This window comes from Microbacterium shaanxiense, from assembly GCF_054779995.1.
The window spans coordinates 545,738-564,979 of record NZ_BAAGXE010000001.1; the positions used below are offsets into that span (position 1 = coordinate 545,738).

Sequence of the window (19,242 nt, forward strand, 5' to 3'; positions counted from 1 at the left end):
TCACATTCAGACGCCGACGAGCGTGCGGAGCTCCTGCAGCGCAGCGGTGGCGGCATCCATGGCTCTCTGCGTGTCTCCGCCGCCCTCGAACGCGCCGCGGAGCTCACCGAGCCGTGCGCTGTACTGCCCGACCGCGTCGTACCATGTCGATGAGATCGAACTCGGAGCGGCTGCATCCGACAGGCGCCCAGCATCCTGCTGGAGCGTCTCGATGACCTGAGCGGCTTCCTGACCACTTGATCCGGCGGCGATCGAAAGCCCTGTCGCGGCATCGTCGAGGCGTGGTTGCACCTGGGCGGCGAAAGTCGCGACGTCGGGATCCGGCACCGGCGGCGCGGTGGGCTCAGGGGCCGTCGTCGGGTCGGGCGTCGGCGTGGAAGTGGGTGTCGGCGTCGGCGTGGCTGTCTTCGTCACCGTCGGGCTCGGTGTCGGCTCGGGGTCGCCGCCACGGGGCAGCAGGAAGAACAGCAGTGTGGCGACGATGGCCAGAGCCAGTACGGACAAACTCACGATCAGCCAGATGCGTCCCTTATTGCTCTTCTTCTGCTCTGAGAAGATCCACTCGGCGCGTGGTTGCTGCTCGTCGCTCATCACTTCTCCAATGCAGGCATGGGCGTCCAGCTGCGGTCGCGGTTGATCTTGCCCCCGTCGCGGATGCCACGGAACAGATTGCTCGTGCCCCGTACCGTGCGCTCGACGAAGAGCAGTCGGATGAGTTCCTTGAAGAACGTCGCCGTGGTTCCCAATCCGAACAGGACAGGATTATAGACGCCGTGCACGCGGTAGTACTTCTTGATGAACGCGCGATTGCGCATGATGTAGTAGCGGTACGCGTTGCTCGACGCATTCATGTGGCGAACGCCCATGTCCCACTGCTTGATCTCGCGAGTACGGCGCAGCACGAACTCGTTCACGATGACGGCGGTCGTCAGCCGCGAGGCGAGCCAGCCGTACATCTGGTCGTCCCAGTAAATGAAGAAGCGAGGGTCAGGCAAGCCGATCTGCGTGACGATGGAGCGGTGGATGAACATCCCCTCGAAGCATCCGCTGTTCATCTCCTTGAACCCTGACGCGTCGAACCCTGCGGGCGCGAAGGGGATCGGAATGCCCATCCGTTCCGCGATGCGGTACTGCCAGTAGAACTCGCTGCCGTCGTAGTCGTAGCGCCGTCCCTGGATGCTCTTGAAACGAGGAGTCCATTTGCCCATGCGCGCCAGGCCGTCGGGCAGGACCTCGACGTCGTCGTCCATCATCCAGATCCACTCGGAGCCGAGCTCGTACGCCGTGCGCATGCCCTCGCTGAACCCCCCGGAACCTCCGGTGTTGGTTTCCAACTTGCGGTACACGATCTCAGTCCCGACGCGCGCACGGAACGAGTCGACGACCTCTGTGGTGTCGTCGGCGGATGCGTTGTCGATGATCACGACATGTCCGGGCTTCGGGTCCATGACCGCGATGCTCTCGAGCAGCCGGGTGAGCAGATGCGAGCGGTTATAGGTGACGATGACGATCGTCGCCGACGCGGGGGCGAATGCAGCGGGCGCCGCGGTCATGCCTTCTCCTCGAAGATCTGCTGCCAGGACTGGGGGGAGACGAGCTCAGGAAGCGCCTCCCGGTATTGCTTTTGCAGTTCAGGCCAGCGCCGTTGGAGTTCGGCGTGCAGCCGGATCGTATCGCGCAGCATCTGCCGGTACTTCTTGCGGTCGCGGGTGTAGATGTTCTTACCGGATCCGTCCGCGGCGCTCACCAGCGCGCTGTCGAACGCGGGAACGCGCCACCAGTGCGCATCCTCCTTGCCGAACTCGACCTCGGGCTGGGCGACGTTCGCAGGATTCGGCTTGTGCATCCAGTGAGCGACCAGGGTCGACAGCGTGAACCACCGAAGCTTCGTGCCCGTCGGGTTGTCGAGATCGTTCTTCGAGAGCTGCTTGTAGACCTGTCGTCCGTGCCTGGAATGCAGCACAGTCGACGGATCGCGATGCACCACGGTCTCGGGGTACTCGGCGGCGAGTGCACGCGCGCGCGGCATCGCTGTCGCCAGATTCTCCCGCATGTGGGCCGGTCCTGAGAGCACGTCGCGCAGGGCTTGGGCGCGCAGCGCGACCGGGTAGTACTGCATCATCATCAGATGCTTGAGGTCGACACGGCGGCTGTGCCGTAGCAGGCGGCCACCACGCGGGACCTCAGAGTGCAGCAGCCCGGCGACGATGCGGTTGCGAGCGTGGAAGTACGCCTGCCAGTCGATCGAATCGTCCTTGTTGACCCACGACACGTGCCAGAGCGCCACGCCGGGCATCGAGACCGTCGGAAAACCGGCTTCGCCAGCGCGGAGGCAGAACTCCGCATCGTCCCACTTGATGAACGCGGGCAGCGAGAGTCCGACCTTGCGGATCGCGTCGAGCGGGATGAGGCACATCCACCACCCGTTGTAGTCCGCATCCATGCGCATGTGCAGAAGCTTCGACTGACGGAGGTTCGATGCGCCGAAGTCGTGCGGCATCTTCTCCTGGTAGAGATTGCGCCACATGAACGGGCTGCGGTCGACGACCTCGGCCCAACCGTGCAGCTTGGGGCGGTCGAGCAGATCGAACATGTGCCCGCCGACGAGAACCGGATTGGTCGCGAACTGGCCGAACACGATCGAGCGTCGGACGGATTCCGGCTCGAGCCGCACATCGTCGTCGAGCAGCTGCACGAAGTCGCTCTCCGGTCGCTTCAGCGTCTCGTGCATCGCGCGGGCGAAACCGCCGGAGCCACCGAGATTCGGTTGCCTGATGACCTGAAGCGTGTCGCCGAGAGCACGTGCGACCTCGTCGTAGCCCTCTTGCTCTGCGACCAGCTGCGTGCCCTGATCGATGAGGAAGATCCGGTCGACGAACTCGAGCGCGTCCGGCGAGGCTGCGAGTGCCTGGAGGGTCTCGACGCAGTAGTCCGGCTTGTTGTAGGTCGTGATACCGAGCGAGGCCTTCCCGATGCGTGTCGGTTCCTGCTCCGTCGTCCACTCCGCACCTTCGAGGATCGCGGACTTCTCGTCGGCGACGATGTCGAACCAGATCCACCCGCCGTCGCTGTACTGCGTGAGGGCGAGGTCGAAGGATGTCGTCGCGTCGCCGGTGACCTCCCCCGTGTCCACCCGCTGGCGCACCCCGGAACCGTTCGAGCGGTACACGAGGATCGTCGCCGGTCCCTTGGTGCGCACGGTGAGACGCACCTGGCGCACGCTCGTCCAGTGCTGCCAGTACGACGCGGGGAACGCATTGAAGTACGTGCCGAGTGAAACCCTCCGTCCGGCGACGATACGCGCGCTGTGCCGGCTCAGGATGTTGCCCAGATGCGCACGATTCGAGACCCGGACGGGCTCCTCATCGATCACGGACCAGGTCTCGGGATCGGCATACAGCGGGAGGAGGTCGGGGTCGCGGTCGAGGGGGAAGACGACATTCTGCAGGACGTGGGTCACGGGCGAGATCTCCGGGATTGCTTCGCCCCGCCCGGATGGGCGCTCGGCTGTTCAGCGGGCACCGAGTAGCCTACCTTCAGCTCATGTGGAACCCCGCAGAGCACGCCCATGCCGTCGTACCCAGGACGCTCGGGCTACGATTGTTCGCAATGAAGGCTCTGATCACCGGCGGCGCCGGATACATCGGTTCCACTGTCGCGACGGCGTGTATTGAAGCGGGCATCGAGACGGTAGTGCTCGACGACCTCTCCACCGGTCTCGAGGAGTTCGGCGCAGAGCGCAACCTCTACATCGGTGACATCGCCGACCGGGAGATCATCGAGCGGATCACCACCGACCACCCCGATATCGACGCCGTCGTACATTGCGCCGCACGGATCGTCGTGCCGGAGTCCGTCGCGGATCCGCTCGGGTATTACGACACGAATGTCGGCAAGACGGTCACATTGCTCAGCAACCTACGCCGTTGCGGTATCGCCCGTGTCGTCTTTAGTTCCTCGGCAGCTGTCTACTTCGGCGAGGGCGGCGAGGGGGTGGATGAGACAGCGCCACTTGCGCCGTCGAGCCCCTACGCATCCACGAAAGCGATGGTCGAAGCGATCCTCTCTGATGCGGCGAAGTCCGGCGACCTGCGGGCTATCGCGTTGCGCTATTTCAACCCGATCGGTGCTGACCCGCGTCTGCGTACCGGGCTGCAAAGCCCGACACCATCACATGCCTTGGGCAGGATCATGCGGGCACGTGCCGCAGAGGAGGCCTTCACGATCACGGGAACTGACTGGGAGACCCGTGACGGCACAGGGCTTCGAGACTATATTCACGTGTGGGACCTCGCACTCGCCCACGTCGCAGCGATTCAACGATTCGACCAGGTCGCCACTGCATCCGATCCTTATCAGGTCATCAACGTCGGCACCGGCGACGGAGTCACCGTTCGCGAGCTCGTCGCGGCGTTCGAACGAGTGACCGGTCGGCCGATGCCTGTCATCGAGGCTGATCGCCGCCCCGGCGATCAAGCCGGCGCTTACGCGATCGTCGACCGTGCCGCTTCTGTGCTCGGATGGCGATCGGAGCGATCGCTCGATGACGGCGTGCGTGATGCGCTCGCGTGGGCCGAGAAGCTCCGTTCGCTGGGCTGAGCGGGTCCGGCGCCGCGTCACTCCTGCGGTCGAAGCGTCGGGATCGCGCCGGTGTTCGCCGCGTCGATGTTCTCGCGCCAGGATCGCGACTGTCCTGCGCGCAGCGCGCACAGCACGAGCATGAACCAGCCGGCTCCGGCGAGCGTGAAGCTCTCGAACATCGAGTCGACCGCGAGCGTGACGAGCACGAGCGGCGTCCACGCGTACACGACCGAATGGCGCACGCTGGCCACCAGCCACGACCTGATCAGCGCGACCCCTCCCAGGATCAGGAACAGCAGGAATCCGGCGATGCCGAGCTGGAGCAGAACGTCGAAGAACGCGTTCAGCGCCGTCTGATGCTGATCGTCGAGCAGATAGTTGATGTAGGTGAACGGGTACTCGCCGCGCTGCCACGGACCGAACCAGCCCCACCCCTGAAGAGGCCGGATCGCCACGAAGTCGAGGATCTTGTTCCACAGGTCGGCGCGGATCGAGAAGTCAGACCCTGCGCCCATCCAGGCGATGATCGGATGCCGGAACGCGAAGGCGACGGCGAGCGACGTGACGGCGAGAGCGCCCAACGTCCACTGCACGAGGTTGCGGTGCGCTGCCGGCGTGTGGCGCACGATCGTCAGCGCTGCGGTCACGACGCCGACAGCGACGGCGAGCACCAGCACGGTCGGCGACGCCGACACGAGCGCGAGGAACCCGGCGAGTGCGATCGACGGGATCGCGACAGGAGCGATCACCGACTGCGTTCGCCACTCGATGAAGAACGTGATCAGCGCGATCACCGCGACGAAGCCGAGCATGTTGCGCGTGCCGAAGATGCCCTGCACGGGCCCGCCGATCGCCAGGTTCCCCTCGACCTGGAGGAACGCGATCGGCACGTCGAGCAGGATGCCGGAGAGGATCTCCAAACCCAGTGAGACGAGCAGCAGAGCGCGCAGGGCATCGCCGATCGCGCGAACCGTCTGCAGCGTGTCGCGGATGTGCCCGATCGTGATGGAGATGATCGCGAAACCGAAGGTCCACAGCCACCCGACGAGCGTGTCTGAGCGGTCCGTCGTCCAGATCACACTCGCGAGCGCCAGCGCGAGGAAGGCGAACAACGACGTGGGGGCGATCCGCAGCAGTGAGAGCTCCTCGCGCCGCACGAACAGGATCGCGACCCCGAGCACGCACAGCAGCACGATGATCGTCGCGTGACTGGTCGCCGACGTCATCCGCTCGATCGCGAATGAGCCGAACGTGGCGGTGAGCGCCACCAGGGTGTAGGCGCGCGCCATCTCGACGGAGCCGAGCAGTCGGCCGAGTCCATCCTGCGCGGGGGTCACGGTATGCGCCGAGCCCTGCTGCCTCGCTCGGTGACTCGAGACTGCTCACTGAGCCCCACACCGACCAACGGCACCGATTTGATCTTGAAGGAGAAGAGCACCAGCATCAGCCACCCCCAGAGCATGATCGGGGTGGACTCCGCGAGCCCCTGCACCAGCAGGATGACGGTGAACAGCAGCGGCAGCAGCGTCAACGGCGAATACGGCCGGTCGGCGCGGAGATTCCAGCGCGGGCGATCGGCGGCGAAGAACCATGCACGCCAGAGCAGCCCGAGATACGCGGCGGCCATCAGCACGACGCCGACCACGCCGAGCTGCATCAGAACATCGAGCCACATGTTGTGCGCATGGAACACCGTGATGCCGTGGTCGATGATCCATCCGTCGAAGGCCGGGTCGGTGGGGATCCACGGACTCGAGAAGCCGTTGCCGAACACAGGATGCGTGCCGGCGCGCTCGAGCACCTTCGTCCAGATGACGTCCGTGCGGCCGGTGAGGTCCGCGCTGCGTCCGAGGAGCTCGAACAGCGGCCTGTGGAAGACGATGACCACGGCCACCACGACCGCGACGGCACCACCGCAGATCGCGTAGATCCGGGCGCGCGCGTCCGGCGTGCGCGCCCGCCGGATCAGCAGCGCCACCATCAGCACGACGGCCGCGGCCAGCGCGCAGACGTACGTGGTCGCCGACGACGCTCTGAACAGCATGTACGCCGCCAGCACCATCCACATCACGAGTGTCGTGCGCCAGCGCGCGCGCAATGCGAAGCGCACACCGAAGGTGACGATCGCGAACAGGCTGATGATCGCGAGCACGTTCGAGTTGCCGACGATCCCTTGGATGCGGTCGCCGTCGAGGAGGTTATTGCGCACCCAGTACCAGTGCGGGTCGATGTCGCCATCCGGAAGAGTCAGGAAGTTCGGCAGCAGGGGGCCGTGCAGCACCAATGACACCCACAGCTCGAGCGCGAGCGAAAGGCCGAGGATCCACTTGAACGCCGAGGCGAGCGCCCGTACGATCTCGTGCCAGCTGAAGGCATGCGTGATCAGCAGGGCGTTCACCGTGACGGCGGCGAGCAGCAGCCAGGTCAGTGCAGTGGGCAATCGCCACTGCGACCACGCCACGGACACCAGGGCCAACGCCACGTACCCGAGCGCCGACCACGGCAGACGCCGCCAGGGGAACGGGTGCGGTTCGGCTCGCGCGATCATCGGGATGCCGATCGCCAGCGCAGCCAGCGTGAGCAGGATCATGACCGCACCGGCGCCGTAGACGCCGACGAGGTTGTAAAGGGCGGTGTGGGCGAACGCGACGACGAAGACGAGGATCCCGTAGCCGCGCAGCAGCAACTGCCCCGTCGACTCGCGTTCCGGTGCGGTCGGCGGGGCTTTCACCGGATGTTTCGTGTACTGCGCCATCGGCTTCAGGCTACCGCGCCGGCACCGTCAGATCGCTGTGCCACGGCCGGATCGATACGCTGGCCTCATGCTGCTGAGTCTGTCGAATGCGCCCCGTGACTACGCCTGGGGGTCGACGACCCTCCTCGCTGATCTCGAGGGCCGGGAAACCACCGGCGCTCCGGAAGCCGAGGTGTGGTTCGGCGATCATCCCGGCGACCCGGCCGAGACCTCTGACGGCTCGACTCTCGACGCGGTGACGGGCGGCACTCTGCCGTATCTGCTGAAGCTGCTCGCCGCAGCCTCTCCGCTTTCGATCCAGGTGCATCCGACCATCGCGCAGGCGCAGGACGGATGGGGGAGGGAGCAGGCGCTCGCCGCGGACGATCCCGCCCGCAACTACCGTGACGCGAACCACAAGCCGGAACTCATCGTCGCACTCAGCGACCGCTTCGAGGCGCTCGGCGGGCTCCGGCCCGTGGCCGACACGCTCCGCCTTCTGGACGCATTGGACGGATCCGCCGGTGTTCGCGCGCTGCGCGAGCGCCTCGAGGGAGGCAGGGATGAGGACCTGCTGAGGGATGCCGTTGGCTGGTTGCTCTCCGGTGACGCGCAGCGCGAGGTGGACGAGATCATCGCCGCCCTGTCCGACGCCGCATCCGGCGAGTTCGCTGCCGAGCTCGCCGCAGTCCGGGCGATCGCGGGACGCTATCCGGGCGATCCAGGAGTCGTAGTGGCGCTGCTGATGAACTACATCGTGCTCAGGCGGGGCGAGGCGATCTTCCTGCGCGCCGGTCTCCTGCACGCGTACGTCTCCGGTCTGGGCGTCGAGATCATGGCGGCCAGCGACAACGTGCTGCGCGGGGGACTGACGCCGAAGCACATCGACGTGCCGGAACTGCTCTCGGTGCTCGACACCACTCCCGAATCGGTGCCGGTGCTCCAGCCTTCACCCGGTGCGGTGACTTCCTACCCGATCGATGTGCCGGACTTCGCGCTGCGGCGCGTCGTGCTCACCGGTGCACCGGAGCCCCTGGACGTCGCCGGGCCGTCGATGGTGCTCGCGACCGGGGGAGACGTCGCCGTCACCGGCGCAGACGGGGTGGCTGTGGCCGTTCCTGTCGGATCGGCTGTCTTCGCCACCGTAGACGAGACGTCGTTGACGTTGAGCGGCGCAGGCGAGGCGTTCATCGCGCAGCCAGGGCGGTGAGCCGCTGGGATCGCGCCGAGCACGACGATCCGCAGACCCGTGTCGGATCCTCTTCCGCCGACACGCCCGAGTGCGCGCTGCACTGAGTTCCACCTGACACGACACGCCGTCGACACGCCGTGAACCTTCAATCCTCGATTGAGGCTTTAGTATCCGCGACTTGACCACAGCGAATGACACGGGTGTAATTAGTTCAGCAAGGCCCGGTGGGGGGCATTCTGAAGGGCAAGGAGAGCGACATGACGGGTTACCGTTCCGACGTTCCCGAGAACTGGTTTATTGATCCGGTCAATCTCGGGGTTCCCGGGGTCAGGCGCATCGAGCCGGACGACGACAGCACCCTGTCATGGCAGACGGATGCGCTGTGCTCGCAGACCGACCCTGAGGCGTTCTTCCCCGAGAAGGGCGGCTCGACCCGCGATGCGAAACGCATCTGCTCCTCGTGCGACGTGCGAGGAGAATGCCTCGAGTACGCACTGAACAACGACGAGCGCTTCGGCATCTGGGGCGGTCTGAGCGAGCGCGAACGCCGCAAGCTCAAGCGTCAAGCCGGCTGATCGATCACCGCTTGGCAGGCTCGCCGCGCATGATCACCGTGGGCTGCGAGCTCAGCGCATAGGCTGACCAGGCCATGCCTACCCCAGTTCACGCCATCATCGTCGCGCGCTCCGGTTCGTCCGCGCGTGCGCAACTGCTGCGAACGCTCGACGCCCTCTCGATGCAGACCCGTCGTGCCGACGCGATCACCCTGGTGGTGAGCGGGGACGGATCGGACGTGCGAGCGAGCGACGTCGTCGCCAGGTCGGTCGAGGGCATCATCGAAGCCCGCGGCGGAACCTCGTACGCGGAGGCAGTGGAACTCGCCCAGACGCGGGTCGCCGACGGCGCAGCCATCTGGTTGCTCGCACAGGACACCGCACCGCATCCCCAGGCTCTCGCTCAGCTCGCGGGTGCACTGGAGCGTTCGCCGTCCGCCGCGGTGGCGGCGCCCAAACTCGTGAACGCCGACAATGAGCGCGAGCTCGTCTCACTGGGCGTCACCATGACCTCGCTCGGGCGTTCCGTCGAACTCGCCGCCGGCGAACTCGATCAGGGCCAGCACGACAGGGGCGACGACGCTCTCGGCGCCGACATCCGCGGCATCCTGATCCGTGGCGAGGCACGTGGGCGGCTGAAGCCGGACACGGCTCTCGCCGGTGCGGATGAAGGGCTCGATCTCGGTGTCCGCGCGAGACTCGCCGGTGGGCGGGTGGTGCTGGCGCCCAACGCGCGGGTCTCAGTGCATCCCGACGGACCCGCTGCGCTTCCGCGAAACGCATCGCAGCGCGCCTACGCGACTCGGCTGGCTCAGCTGCACCGTCGCCTCACCTACGCGCCGGCCGCCGCTGTGCCCCTGCACTGGCTGTCTCTGCTGCCGTTGGCGTTGTGGCGCACCATCGTGCATCTGATCGGCAAACGCCCCGCATCGGTGTTCCCCGAATGGGGGGCGGCGATCACGGCGATGGTGCGCCTCGGCGCGGTCGCGCGCTCGCGGCAGCGCATCAGGGCATCGCGCACCGCAGGGTGGGCGAGCATCGCGCCGCTGCGCATGACCCGAGCACAGCTGCATCGTCGTCTCGACGACGGGCACGGCAGCGAGGGCGGCGCGCTCAGCGAGCTGAACTTCTTCTCCGGTGGCGGCGCGTGGGCGGTGCTGGGCGCTCTCGTCGTCGGCGTCGCGTCGTTCTTCACGCTGCTGGCGTGGCCCGCGATCGGCGGAGGCGCGCTTCTGCCGTTGCGCAACACCGTCGCCGCGCTCTGGGAGGACGCCGCGTGGGGGCAGCGCGGGATCGGCGTGGGAATCGTCGGACCTGCTGATCCCTTCTCCGGCGTGATCGCCGTGCTCGGCACGCTGTGGGCGGGCGCTCCCTCGTTCGCCGTCGTCCTGCTCTGGCTGCTGGCTCTGCCCCTCGCCGTGCTCGGCGGATGGTTCGCGGCGACGCGGATCACCGATCGCGGCGGACTGCGCATCTTCGGCGGCGTCGCGTGGGCGCTGGCACCGACCTTCCTCACCGCACTCGTGGAGGGCCGTCCGGCCGCCGTGCTGCTGCACCTACTGCTTCCGTGGCTGTTCCACACCGCCGTCGTCGCTCATCGTTCCTGGGGTGCTGCCGGCGCGGCCTCCATCGTGCTCGCCGCCGCACTCGCATGCGCACCGGTCCTCGCACCGGCATTCGCTCTGCTCTGGGCGACCGCGCTGGTGATCGTGCTGACCCGCGGATGGTTCCATGGTGCGGTCCGGCTGCTCTGGATGCTCGCCCCCACCGCCGTGCTCTTCGTGCCGCTCGTCGTTACGCAGGTGCGCAGCGGCAACGTGTGGGCGATCTTCGCCGATCCGGGACTGGTATGGGCGGGCCCTCAGGTCGCAGCCGACAGCGCAGGCCGGATGCTGCTGGCCACAGGGTTCCCCACGTCAGACCTCGCAGGGTGGGCCGAGGTGATCGACCCGGCGATCGCCGCATGGGCGCCGCTGCTCATCGCGCCGATCGCTCTGCTCGCACTGGCCGCGGCGATAGCGCCACGATGGGGCGCGGGCATCATGCTGCTCGTGATCGCGATGACCGGCCTCGTCACCTCGTTCATCGCCGTCGGCGTGGTCGTCAGCTTCGCGCAGGGCGTGCCGGTGGAGATCTGGCCCGGCACGGGGCTGAGCCTGGCCTGGGCCGGGGTCGCCGGCGCGGCGCTCGTCACGCTCGATACGGCCGTGACCCTTCCTCGGCTCCGCGTGGCAGCCGTGACGGTGGCCGGTCTGGCGCTGGCGATCTGCGCCGTACCTGCACTCACCGCACTGCACACCGACCGCACGGTCCTCACCGACGGACCGGAGAGCACCCTCCCCGCCTTCGTCGCCGCCGAGGCGAAGGGCGATCGAGAGATCGCGACGCTCGTCCTCACCCCGCAGAACGACGGCGGTCTGGCCGCCGAGGTCGTGTGGGGTGCGAGCGAGACTCTCGGCGCCCAGACGACCCTGCTCAACACCGCGACGGAACCGCGGGGCACCGACATCAGCGGGCTCTCGGTCGACTTGCTCTCCACCCGCACCTTCGACGCACCGGGCGAACTCGCCTCCCACGGCATCCATTTCGTTCTGCTGGATCAGGTCGGCGCCGATGAATCGGATGCCGCCAGGGCGTTCCGTGTCGCAGCGATCACCGCACTCGACCAGCGCGCCGGATTCGTGAAGGTCGGCGAGACCGACAAGGGAGTGCTGTGGCGCCTCGAGGCAACGCCCTCCGAGCGGGCCCCGCTCACCGACGTGCAGGAGGGGACGGCCGCAGCGGTCATCACCGTGCAGCTGATCGTACTGTTCGCCGCTCTTCTGCTCTCCATCCCGACGAGGGCGTCCCGGCGAGCGGCCCGCGCGCAGTCGAGGATCGTCGGACGCTCCCCGGAGGAGCCGATGGTGCTTCCCCGACGCGCGGACGATGAACCGGACGACGAGCAACCGGACGATGAACCGGACGACGACCGCGCAGAGGACCGCGACGCGACCGATTCACCCCGGGAGCCCGAGACCGACGCACAGGAGCCCGAGACCGACGCACGGGAGCCTGAGGTCGACGTGCGCGAGTCCGAGGCCGACGGGCAGGAATCGCAGCGCGATGCTGACGAAGCCGACATCGACGCCCAGGAGCCGGACGCGGATGACCCCGGAACCGGAGCGGAAGAGCCCTCCGAGAAGGCGCCGGACGGTTCAGAGCGTGTGAAGCCGACCGAATCCGAGGAGGAGCGATGACTCAGAACCGTGCGATCCGTGTCGTCGCGACCGGCGCCCGACTGCTGGTCGGGGCGGTCATCGCCATCGGCTGCGTCGTGGGTGTGACCGCGGCCGTGGCGCTGCCATGGCCCGGAATCGAGAACCAGCCGGCCCAGGTCTCGGTGACCCCGACGGCCGGCGACACGACTCTGGTGTGCACCGGAGACTTCCGCGCGATCGGTCGCAATTCGCAGAGCGCCGGACAGATGTCGTCCACCGGGCAGGTTTCACTCACCACCGAGACCGGCGCGGCGAGCGAGGAATCGACGCTCACAGCATCCGATCTCCTCACCGCCGACTTCAGCGGTCCGGCGGCAGGTCCGCTGAAGATCGTGGCGAACGCCGAGCGGGGCTCCGCTGCACGCGTCGGTGCGGCCGAATCGATCACGCTGGCTGCGGACGACCTCTCGGGATTGGCGGCCAGTGCATGCCGCGAGCCGAGCACCGAGTCCTGGCTGATCGGCGGAACGGTGGAGACCGGAACCAGCGACCTGATCATCCTGTCCAACCCCGGTGACGTCACGGCGACGGCCACGATCACGGTGTTCGGCATCGAGCAGTCCTCGACGAAGACGATCGTGCCGGCGGGAACGCAGCTCGCGGTGCCGCTGTCGTCCGTGGCGGCGGGACTGCAGGAGCCTGTCGTGCGCGTGACCGCTGCAGGAGCCCCGCTGCGTGCGGTGCTGCAGTCCTCCCTCATCCGCACCCTCGACCCTTCGGGCATCGACGTGCAGGACACCGCGGGCGCTCCGCGCACGGATCTCGCCTTCGCCGGAGTCCAGGTGCTCACCGAGAGCGCCGACTCCGCCGTCACAGTGCTGCGGATGGTCGCCACCGACCAGGCGGCGCAGGCCACCGTCACGATCCGCTCCGACGACGACGACGACGCCGAGCCGCAGACGCTGGCGGTGCCGTTGGAGGCGGGGATCCCCACCGAGGTGAGCCTCGAAGGACTGGAACCGGGTGTGTACAGCGTCGAAGTCGAGGCCGAAGCCCCCGTCGTCGGCGCCGTCCGACAGGTCACCGGCATCGGACCGGGCGCTGATTTCGCATGGATGACGCCGGCCCCCGAGCTCTCGGGGGACATCGTCTTCGCCGTCCCTGAGGGTCCCCGGCCGCGTCTTCACCTCGTCAACTCGGCCGACGTCGACGCCGCGGTGACGCTCGCACCCGCCGCGGGCGGCGAAGGCGAGCAACTCACCGTCCCCGCACACGGATCGCTCGTCGTCGACGTCGCTCAGGATGCGGCGTACTCGCTGGCGACAGACGCACCGGTGCACGCGGCCGTCGCCATGGCGGGCACGGACGCGATGGCCGGATGGCCCATCTGGCCGGGCGCGGCGGCGGAGGACGCCGTCACGGTCTATCCCTGATCCGGACCGAATTCCCACGGATCCTTGCCGACGTACTCGGCAGCAGCGCGGAACACCGCGCTCTCGATCGCGATGCGGCGGTGCATCGCGTCGTCGTGCCCTGGTGGGAGCAACCGTTCGATCGGGATACGGAACAGCACGATGCGGCCGCCCTCGCGGTCGATCTGCCATCGGGGGATGCCGTTCGACTCAGGATTGAGCGGCAGCGCACCGATCTCGAACCGGACCTCCTGCAATTCGGGCCATGTGCCGCGCAGGAACTCCACAGCCGTGCCGATCGTGACGTCGAAGCGTTCCACCCTGCCCTCCAGCGGCGGGAGGGGTGGCCGCACGACCTCGCTGCGACCGAGGCGTCCGTGGCGCCCGTGACGCGCGCCGCGGCGGGGCGCTGCGGCGCTTCGTGCGGTCCGACGACGGGGCATGACGAAAGTCTATGGTGTTCCGCGCGGCATCCGGCCCTGGACTGCCGTGCGTCCTACGCTGGCACAGATGGACGGACGACTCTGCTCGAAGGTCACCTGCGCCCGTGAGGCCGTGGCGACGCTCACCTACGACTACGGCGACCAGATGGCGGCGCTCGGGCCGTTGGGTGGGGCGGGCCACCCCGGTGCGCACGACCTCTGCGCTCAGCACGCGCAACGCGTCTCCGTGCCCACCGGCTGGATGGTCGTGCGCCACGAGGCGCTCCGCGTCTGAGAGGCCGCGCCGGACAGGGGCACGGACGGGTTGTTCGGTCTCAGACGCCGACGTGGCGCCCGGTGAGCTTCTCCGCCCGTGCGTCGGCGATCGCGAGCGCGCGGCGCTCGCGCTCCCTGCGCAGCACGGTGATCGCGATCAGCAGCTGCTCCGGGTGCGCGGCGACCGGCTGCGGCGAGATGTAGCGGCTGGTCTCGACGACGAGCTCCTGGGCGATGCGTGCGCGTGCGGGCGGCGACATCCGCTCCGCATGCTGCAGGAACTGCGAGACGCGTCTGGCCAGGCGATCGGGCATCCGTGCCACATCGGCGACCTGCCCCCAGCCGGTCAATGACTGAGGCATCACGGGGGCGAGCGGCACGAGTCGGGGCGTGCGCACCCGCTGGCTGTAGGTGCCGGCGACCATGTCTCCCAGACGCTGGGAACGGGCGGTGAACGCACCGGCGAGGATCGCGACGGCGCCGAAGGTCATGTAGATCTCCAGCACGCCGATGAGCGCGCGGATGAATGCGTGCCGGAAACCTGCGGCTCCGCCGTCGAGCCGCACTATCCGTCCGCCGACGGCGAGGCGGCCGAGGCTTCGCCCGCGCAGCGCCAGTTCGATCACGATCGGCACCACGACGAAGCAGACGACGATGGCCGTCACGTTCATGATGCCGTCGATCGAGCCGTCGATGATCCCGGTGCCGAGCAGCCACATGCGCAACCACAGGAACAGCAGGAAGAGCGCCCAGCTGACCAGCATGTCGATCAGGGCGCCGAGCGCACGCATGAAGAAGCTGAGCGGCTGCACGTCGATCGCGACGGCCTCGCCGGAGAGGACTTCGTCTGCGGTGTCGATCGGCGTGGACATGAGTACAGTAAATCAGGTGGATGCCGATGCTCTCAGCGATGCCCGCCGCGCCGAATGGGAACGGCTGGACGAACTCAGCCGCCAACGGCTCGACGGCGAAGGCGTCGACGAGCTCATCGTGCGCTACCGCGCCGCATCCGCCGATCTCGCGGAGCTGAAGACATCGGTCGGCGAGTCGCCCCAGGGCGCGTACGTGTCGTCCATCGTCGCAAAGGCGCGGCTGCGCCTGACCGGCACCTCTGACAGCATCCTCACCCAGACCGCTCGGTTCTTCACCGATCAGCTGCCGGCCGCGCTGTACCGCCTGCGCTGGACGACGCTGGTGATCGCGCTGGTCTTCATCGCGATCATGGCGGGCGTCTCCGCGTGGATCTCCAGCGATCCCGCACTGGTCGCCGCGCTGGGGCCCGCCGACTTCCTCGAGCAGTACGCCGAGGAGAGCTTCACCGAGTACTACACCGAGAACCCCGCCGCGGTGTTCGCGGGGATGGTGTGGACGAACAATGCCTGGATCGCAGCGCAGTGCGTGCTCTTCGGCGTCACCGGTATCTGGCCGGTGTACGTGATCGCGCAGAACGCATTCGGTCTCGGCGTCTCGGCGGCCGTGATGGCCGCACACGACCGCCTCGACGTCATGGTCCTCTACATCCTCCCGCACGGGATGCTGGAGATGACGAGCATCTTCGTCGCGGCAGCGGGCGGACTGCACCTGTTCTGGGCCTGGGTGGCGCCGGGGCGCCGCACCCGTGCGACGGCGCTCGCGCAGGAAGGCCGCTCGCTCGCCACCGTCGCGATCGGTCTGGTGTTCGCCCTACTGCTGTCGGGGCTCGTCGAGGGCTTCGTGACGGGATGGTCACTGCCGTGGCCCATCAAGATCGGCATCGGCGCCGCGGCCCTCGCCGTGTTCCTGGTCTACATGCTGCTCGTCGGCGGCCGGGCCTACCGGCGCGGTGAACGCGGGGACCTGCTCGAGTACGAGGCGGGCACGCCGCAGCTCGTCTCGGGATGACAGAAGATCCCGCCCCCGGATGACCGGAGGCGGGATCTTCTTCGTGCGTCGTCGTCGAGGCGGTGGTCAGACCTTCTTCGTGCCGTCGAGCAGCGTCTTGTACGCGAACCCGGCGATCAGTGCGCCCACGATCGGGAACACCAGGAACACCCACAGCTGGGAGAGCGGGCCGACGCCGCCGTAGACGGCCGCGGCGATCGAACGGGCCGGGTTCACCGAGGTGTTGTCCACGGGGATGCTGATGAGGTGGATCAGTGCCAGCGTCAGACCGATCGCGAGTCCCGCGAACGGGGTCGGGCGCAGCTTGTGCGTCGTGCCCAGGATCACGAACAGGAAGATCGCGGTGAGGATCACCTCGATGATGATCGCCGCCCACATCCCGAATCCGCCGGGGGAGAACTCGTCCCAGCCGTTGCTGGCGAAGCCGGCATCCTGCGCACCCGTGAGCCAGCCGTCGGGACCGAACAGTCCGATCAGCACGAGCAGCGTGCTGGCGATGAGCCCGCCGACGATCTGGGCGATGATGTAGCCGGGCACGTCCCGCCACGGCAGGCGGCCGGCCGCCGCGAGGCCGAGGCTGACAGCCGGGTTGAAGTGCCCGCCGGAGATCGGCCCGAACGCGTAGACGCCCACGACCACGGTGAGTCCGAACGCCAGGGAGACCGCCACGTACACGGCGGAGCCGGAACCGGGATCGGTGAAGTGGTTCGAGGCGAACAGCGCGGTGCCGACGCCGCCGAACACCAGGAGGAAGGTGCCGAGTGCCTCGGCAGTGAGTTTGGAGCCGACCGATGGGATCGGAGGCGCAGCTTCGGCGAGTGATTCACTCATGGGATTCCCTCTCATCAGTTCGAGTCAGAGCGACCGAATTCACGGCACATCTTCCACGCTCGAGGGGATCAGGTGCGGGAGGCGCGCCGACGTGCACTCAGCGTTCTCCCAGCGGACATCGCGTCGCCGAGACGACGGATGGGGCCGGATGCCGAAGCATCCGACCCCATCCGCACAGAGTGATTACTCGCCGACGCCGACCGGGTCTGCCGACGCGTCTGCGGTGCTCAGAGCGAGCGCGCGCACCTTGTCGGCCGTCGCCTGGTCGACCTGACCCCAGTACCAGAAGAAGCGCTCCTGGATGGCGGGGACCGTGAGGGCCTGGTACTGACCTGCGAGGGTCTCGATGAAGCGCTGACGCTCCTCATCGGTGAAGACCTCCGTGATCAGGGTGCGGGCCTGGCCGAAGTCGTCGTCCTCCGAGTGCAGCGTCGCCGCGCTGCGCACCAGTGCGCCGTCGTTCTCCCAGCTCGCCTCGACACCGCGCTGCGGGTCGGCCTCTGGACCACCGGCTGCGCCGTAGGAGTTCGGCGTGTACACGCGGTGCTCTGCAGTGTTGAAGTGGTACTGCATGTTGCCCTCGTGCATGTAATTGCTCACCTGGGCGGCGTGCGGCTGGTTCACCGGCAGCTGATTGTAGTTCGTGCCGATGCGGTAGCGCTGCGCGTCGGGGTACGAGAACACGCGGGCCATGAGCATCTTGTCGGGCGAGATGCCGGTGCCGGGAACCTGGTTGCCGGGCGAGAACGCAGCCTGCTCGATCTCGGCGAAGAAGTTCTGCGGGTTGCGGTTCAGCGTGAACGTGCCGACCTTGATGCGCGGGTAGTCCTTCTTCGACCAGGTCTTGGTCAGGTCGAACGGGTTGAAGCGGTAGGTCTTGGCCTCTTCGTACGGCATGACCTGCACGTACACGTCCCACGACGGGTTCTCGCCGCGCTCGATGGCCTCGTACAGGTCGCGACGGTAGTAGTCGGCGTCCTGACCGGCGATGCGCTCGGCCTCGTCGGCGAACATCGGCTCGACGCCCTGCGTGCTGAGGAAGTGGTACTGCACCCAGAAGCGCTCGCCCGCGGCGTTGACCCACTGGTAGGTGTGCGAGCCGTAGCCGTTCATGTGGCGCCACGAGCGGGGGAGCCCGCGGTCGCCCATGACGTAGGTCACCTGGTGAGCGGATTCGGGGGAGAGGGTCCAGAAGTCCCACTGCATGTCGGCGTCGCGCAGGGCGGAGCCGGTGAGGCGCTTCTGCGAGTGGATGAAGTCGGGGAACTTCATGCCGTCGCGCAGGAAGAAGGTCGGTGTGTTGTTGCCGACGATGTCGAGGTTCCCCTCGGTCGTGTAGAAGCGCAGCGAGAAGCCGCGGACGTCCCGCCAGGTGTCGGGCGAGCCCTGCTCGCCGGCGACGGAGGAGAACCGGATGAGCGTCTCGCTCGTCGCTCCAGGCTGGAAGACCGCGGCGCGGGTGTACTGCGAGACGTCCTCGGTGACGACGAACTCTCCGAATGCGCCGCCGCCCTTGGCGTGCGGGTTGCGCTCCGGCACGCGCTCGCGGTTGAACGACGCGAGCTTCTCGACCAGGTAGCGGTCGTGCAGCGCGGTGGTGCCGTCGGTGCCGGTGGTCAGCGAGTGGGCGTCGCTGGCGACCGGCGTGCCGGTCTGGGTGGTGGTGAAAGTCTTGTCAGTCATTCACTTCTTCCTTTCGCAATCGGAGCAGATGGCTCGGTAGGTCACAGAGGCTTCGAGGATTCGCATCCCGTGGTCGTGGGACGGATGCAGGCACGGTGCGTCGCCGACGGCGCAGGCGACGTCTTCGACACGGCCGCACTCCACGCACTGCAGATGGTGGTGGTTGTCGAACGTGTGCTGCACCTCGTACAGGGCGCTCGCCGCATCGGGGAGGCTCACCCGGCGGACGATGCCGGCGTCGGTGAGGTCGTTCAGGATGCCGTGCACGGTGGGCAGTGCGACACCGCTGAGGTCTTCACGCAGGCGGGAGTACACCGCTTCTGCCGATGCATGCGGGTGGGAGGCGAGCGCCTCGATGACCGCGACGCGCTGCACGGTGACGCGCAACCCGGCGGCCCTCAGGCGCTCGGGGGCGGCGAGTGCCGCCGTCGTCGTGTCCATGCCCCTATTCTCGCAGTTTCCTGAATCATTCGCAA

At 67.7% G+C, this 19,242-nt stretch carries 17 protein-coding genes; 7 read left to right on the forward strand and 10 right to left on the reverse strand.

Annotation, left to right across the window (positions count from 1 at the left end):
- Nucleotides 1-6: 6 nt before the first annotated feature.
- Genes ACYVG2_RS02500 through ACYVG2_RS02510 form a run of 3 tightly spaced genes read right to left on the reverse strand, consistent with a single transcriptional unit; the run spans nucleotide 7 to nucleotide 3,460 of the window.
- Nucleotides 7-591 carry a hypothetical protein gene (locus ACYVG2_RS02500; protein WP_460779532.1) on the reverse strand — a complete coding sequence of 195 codons (585 nt, stop codon included), beginning with the start codon at nucleotides 589-591 and terminating at the stop codon, nucleotides 7-9.
- Complete coding sequence (locus ACYVG2_RS02505) at nucleotides 591-1,553, reverse strand: glycosyltransferase family 2 protein (protein ID WP_460779533.1); 963 nt, start codon at nucleotides 1,551-1,553, stop codon at nucleotides 591-593. Before ACYVG2_RS02505 ends, ACYVG2_RS02500 begins: the two co-directional genes overlap by 1 nt.
- Nucleotides 1,550-3,460, reverse strand: coding sequence for a glycosyltransferase (locus tag ACYVG2_RS02510; protein ID WP_460779534.1), 1,911 nt, complete (start codon nucleotides 3,458-3,460; stop codon nucleotides 1,550-1,552). Before ACYVG2_RS02510 ends, ACYVG2_RS02505 begins: the two co-directional genes overlap by 4 nt.
- A gap of 149 nt (nucleotides 3,461-3,609) precedes the next feature.
- Between ACYVG2_RS02510 and galE the strand changes: the two genes are divergently transcribed.
- Complete coding sequence (gene galE, locus ACYVG2_RS02515) at nucleotides 3,610-4,599, forward strand: UDP-glucose 4-epimerase GalE (RefSeq protein WP_460779535.1); 990 nt, start codon at nucleotides 3,610-3,612, stop codon at nucleotides 4,597-4,599.
- A gap of 17 nt (nucleotides 4,600-4,616) precedes the next feature.
- Here galE and ACYVG2_RS02520 read toward each other — a convergent pair whose 3' ends face one another.
- Nucleotides 4,617-5,918: an O-antigen ligase family protein gene (locus ACYVG2_RS02520; protein ID WP_460779536.1), complete on the reverse strand. Its 1,302-nt coding sequence runs from the start codon at nucleotides 5,916-5,918 to the stop codon at nucleotides 4,617-4,619.
- Entirely contained in the window at nucleotides 5,915-7,336 is a 1,422-nt protein-coding gene (locus ACYVG2_RS02525) for an O-antigen ligase family protein (protein ID WP_460779537.1), read from the reverse strand. The genes ACYVG2_RS02520 and ACYVG2_RS02525 overlap by 4 nt, the downstream gene beginning before the upstream one ends.
- A gap of 67 nt (nucleotides 7,337-7,403) precedes the next feature.
- On the opposite strand from ACYVG2_RS02525, the gene manA reads away from it, so the two are divergent.
- The 4 genes from manA (at nucleotide 7,404) to ACYVG2_RS02545 (ending at nucleotide 13,694) form a co-directional block, all read left to right on the forward strand.
- Nucleotides 7,404-8,525, forward strand: a complete 1,122-nt coding sequence (gene manA, locus ACYVG2_RS02530; protein ID WP_460779539.1) for a mannose-6-phosphate isomerase, class I — start codon at nucleotides 7,404-7,406, stop codon at nucleotides 8,523-8,525.
- Between the two features lie 239 nt (nucleotides 8,526-8,764).
- Nucleotides 8,765-9,082 carry a WhiB family transcriptional regulator gene (locus ACYVG2_RS02535; RefSeq protein WP_460779541.1) on the forward strand — a complete coding sequence of 106 codons (318 nt, stop codon included), beginning with the start codon at nucleotides 8,765-8,767 and terminating at the stop codon, nucleotides 9,080-9,082.
- A 74-nt stretch (nucleotides 9,083-9,156) separates the two neighbouring features.
- Nucleotides 9,157-12,300 carry a glycosyltransferase gene (locus ACYVG2_RS02540; RefSeq protein ID WP_460779542.1) on the forward strand — a complete coding sequence of 1,048 codons (3,144 nt, stop codon included), beginning with the start codon at nucleotides 9,157-9,159 and terminating at the stop codon, nucleotides 12,298-12,300.
- Nucleotides 12,297-13,694 carry a DUF5719 family protein gene (locus ACYVG2_RS02545; protein ID WP_460779543.1) on the forward strand — a complete coding sequence of 466 codons (1,398 nt, stop codon included), beginning with the start codon at nucleotides 12,297-12,299 and terminating at the stop codon, nucleotides 13,692-13,694. The genes ACYVG2_RS02540 and ACYVG2_RS02545 overlap by 4 nt, the downstream gene beginning before the upstream one ends.
- Here the strand turns inward: ACYVG2_RS02545 and ACYVG2_RS02550 are convergent.
- Nucleotides 13,685-14,116: a hypothetical protein gene (locus ACYVG2_RS02550; protein ID WP_460779544.1), complete on the reverse strand. Its 432-nt coding sequence runs from the start codon at nucleotides 14,114-14,116 to the stop codon at nucleotides 13,685-13,687. The genes ACYVG2_RS02545 and ACYVG2_RS02550 overlap by 10 nt on opposite strands.
- Nucleotides 14,117-14,183: 67 nt before the next feature.
- On the opposite strand from ACYVG2_RS02550, the gene ACYVG2_RS02555 reads away from it, so the two are divergent.
- Entirely contained in the window at nucleotides 14,184-14,390 is a 207-nt protein-coding gene (locus tag ACYVG2_RS02555) for a DUF3499 family protein (protein WP_448964935.1), read from the forward strand.
- A 40-nt stretch (nucleotides 14,391-14,430) separates the two neighbouring features.
- Here ACYVG2_RS02555 and ACYVG2_RS02560 read toward each other — a convergent pair whose 3' ends face one another.
- Nucleotides 14,431-15,243, reverse strand: a complete 813-nt coding sequence (locus ACYVG2_RS02560; protein ID WP_460779545.1) for an RDD family protein — start codon at nucleotides 15,241-15,243, stop codon at nucleotides 14,431-14,433.
- A gap of 16 nt (nucleotides 15,244-15,259) precedes the next feature.
- Here ACYVG2_RS02560 and ACYVG2_RS02565 point away from each other — a divergent pair, with 16 nt between their 5' ends.
- Nucleotides 15,260-16,252: a stage II sporulation protein M gene (locus tag ACYVG2_RS02565; RefSeq protein WP_460779927.1), complete on the forward strand. Its 993-nt coding sequence runs from the start codon at nucleotides 15,260-15,262 to the stop codon at nucleotides 16,250-16,252.
- A 66-nt stretch (nucleotides 16,253-16,318) separates the two neighbouring features.
- Here the strand turns inward: ACYVG2_RS02565 and aqpZ are convergent, their stop codons facing one another.
- The 3 genes from aqpZ to ACYVG2_RS02580 form a co-directional block, all read right to left on the reverse strand.
- A complete protein-coding gene (gene aqpZ, locus ACYVG2_RS02570) occupies nucleotides 16,319-17,083 on the reverse strand; it encodes an aquaporin Z (protein ID WP_448964933.1) in 765 nt (254 codons plus the stop codon).
- 183 nt (nucleotides 17,084-17,266) lie between these two features.
- Nucleotides 17,267-18,766, reverse strand: coding sequence for a catalase (locus ACYVG2_RS02575; RefSeq protein ID WP_460779546.1), 1,500 nt, complete (start codon nucleotides 18,764-18,766; stop codon nucleotides 17,267-17,269).
- Nucleotides 18,767-19,207, reverse strand: coding sequence for a Fur family transcriptional regulator (locus ACYVG2_RS02580; protein WP_460779547.1), 441 nt, complete (start codon nucleotides 19,205-19,207; stop codon nucleotides 18,767-18,769). It lies immediately after the preceding gene.
- Nucleotides 19,208-19,242: the final 35 nt, after the last annotated feature.

Coding starts and splice junctions, on each gene's coding strand:
- manA (WP_460779539.1), top strand. CDS start 7,404: ATGCTGCTGAGTCTGTCGAATGCGCCCCGTGACTACGCCTGGGGGTCG.
- ACYVG2_RS02555 (WP_448964935.1), top strand. CDS start 14,184: ATGGACGGACGACTCTGCTCGAAGGTCACCTGCGCCCGTGAGGCCGTG.
- ACYVG2_RS02500 (WP_460779532.1), bottom strand. CDS start 591: ATGAGCGACGAGCAGCAACCACGCGCCGAGTGGATCTTCTCAGAGCAG.
- galE (WP_460779535.1), top strand. CDS start 3,610: ATGAAGGCTCTGATCACCGGCGGCGCCGGATACATCGGTTCCACTGTC.
- ACYVG2_RS02505 (WP_460779533.1), bottom strand. CDS start 1,553: ATGACCGCGGCGCCCGCTGCATTCGCCCCCGCGTCGGCGACGATCGTC.
- ACYVG2_RS02535 (WP_460779541.1), top strand. CDS start 8,765: ATGACGGGTTACCGTTCCGACGTTCCCGAGAACTGGTTTATTGATCCG.
- ACYVG2_RS02575 (WP_460779546.1), bottom strand. CDS start 18,766: ATGACTGACAAGACTTTCACCACCACCCAGACCGGCACGCCGGTCGCC.
- ACYVG2_RS02560 (WP_460779545.1), bottom strand. CDS start 15,243: ATGTCCACGCCGATCGACACCGCAGACGAAGTCCTCTCCGGCGAGGCC.
- ACYVG2_RS02550 (WP_460779544.1), bottom strand. CDS start 14,116: ATGCCCCGTCGTCGGACCGCACGAAGCGCCGCAGCGCCCCGCCGCGGC.
- ACYVG2_RS02545 (WP_460779543.1), top strand. CDS start 12,297: ATGACTCAGAACCGTGCGATCCGTGTCGTCGCGACCGGCGCCCGACTG.
- ACYVG2_RS02580 (WP_460779547.1), bottom strand. CDS start 19,207: ATGGACACGACGACGGCGGCACTCGCCGCCCCCGAGCGCCTGAGGGCC.
- aqpZ (WP_448964933.1), bottom strand. CDS start 17,083: ATGAGTGAATCACTCGCCGAAGCTGCGCCTCCGATCCCATCGGTCGGC.
- ACYVG2_RS02525 (WP_460779537.1), bottom strand. CDS start 7,336: ATGGCGCAGTACACGAAACATCCGGTGAAAGCCCCGCCGACCGCACCG.
- ACYVG2_RS02540 (WP_460779542.1), top strand. CDS start 9,157: ATGCCTACCCCAGTTCACGCCATCATCGTCGCGCGCTCCGGTTCGTCC.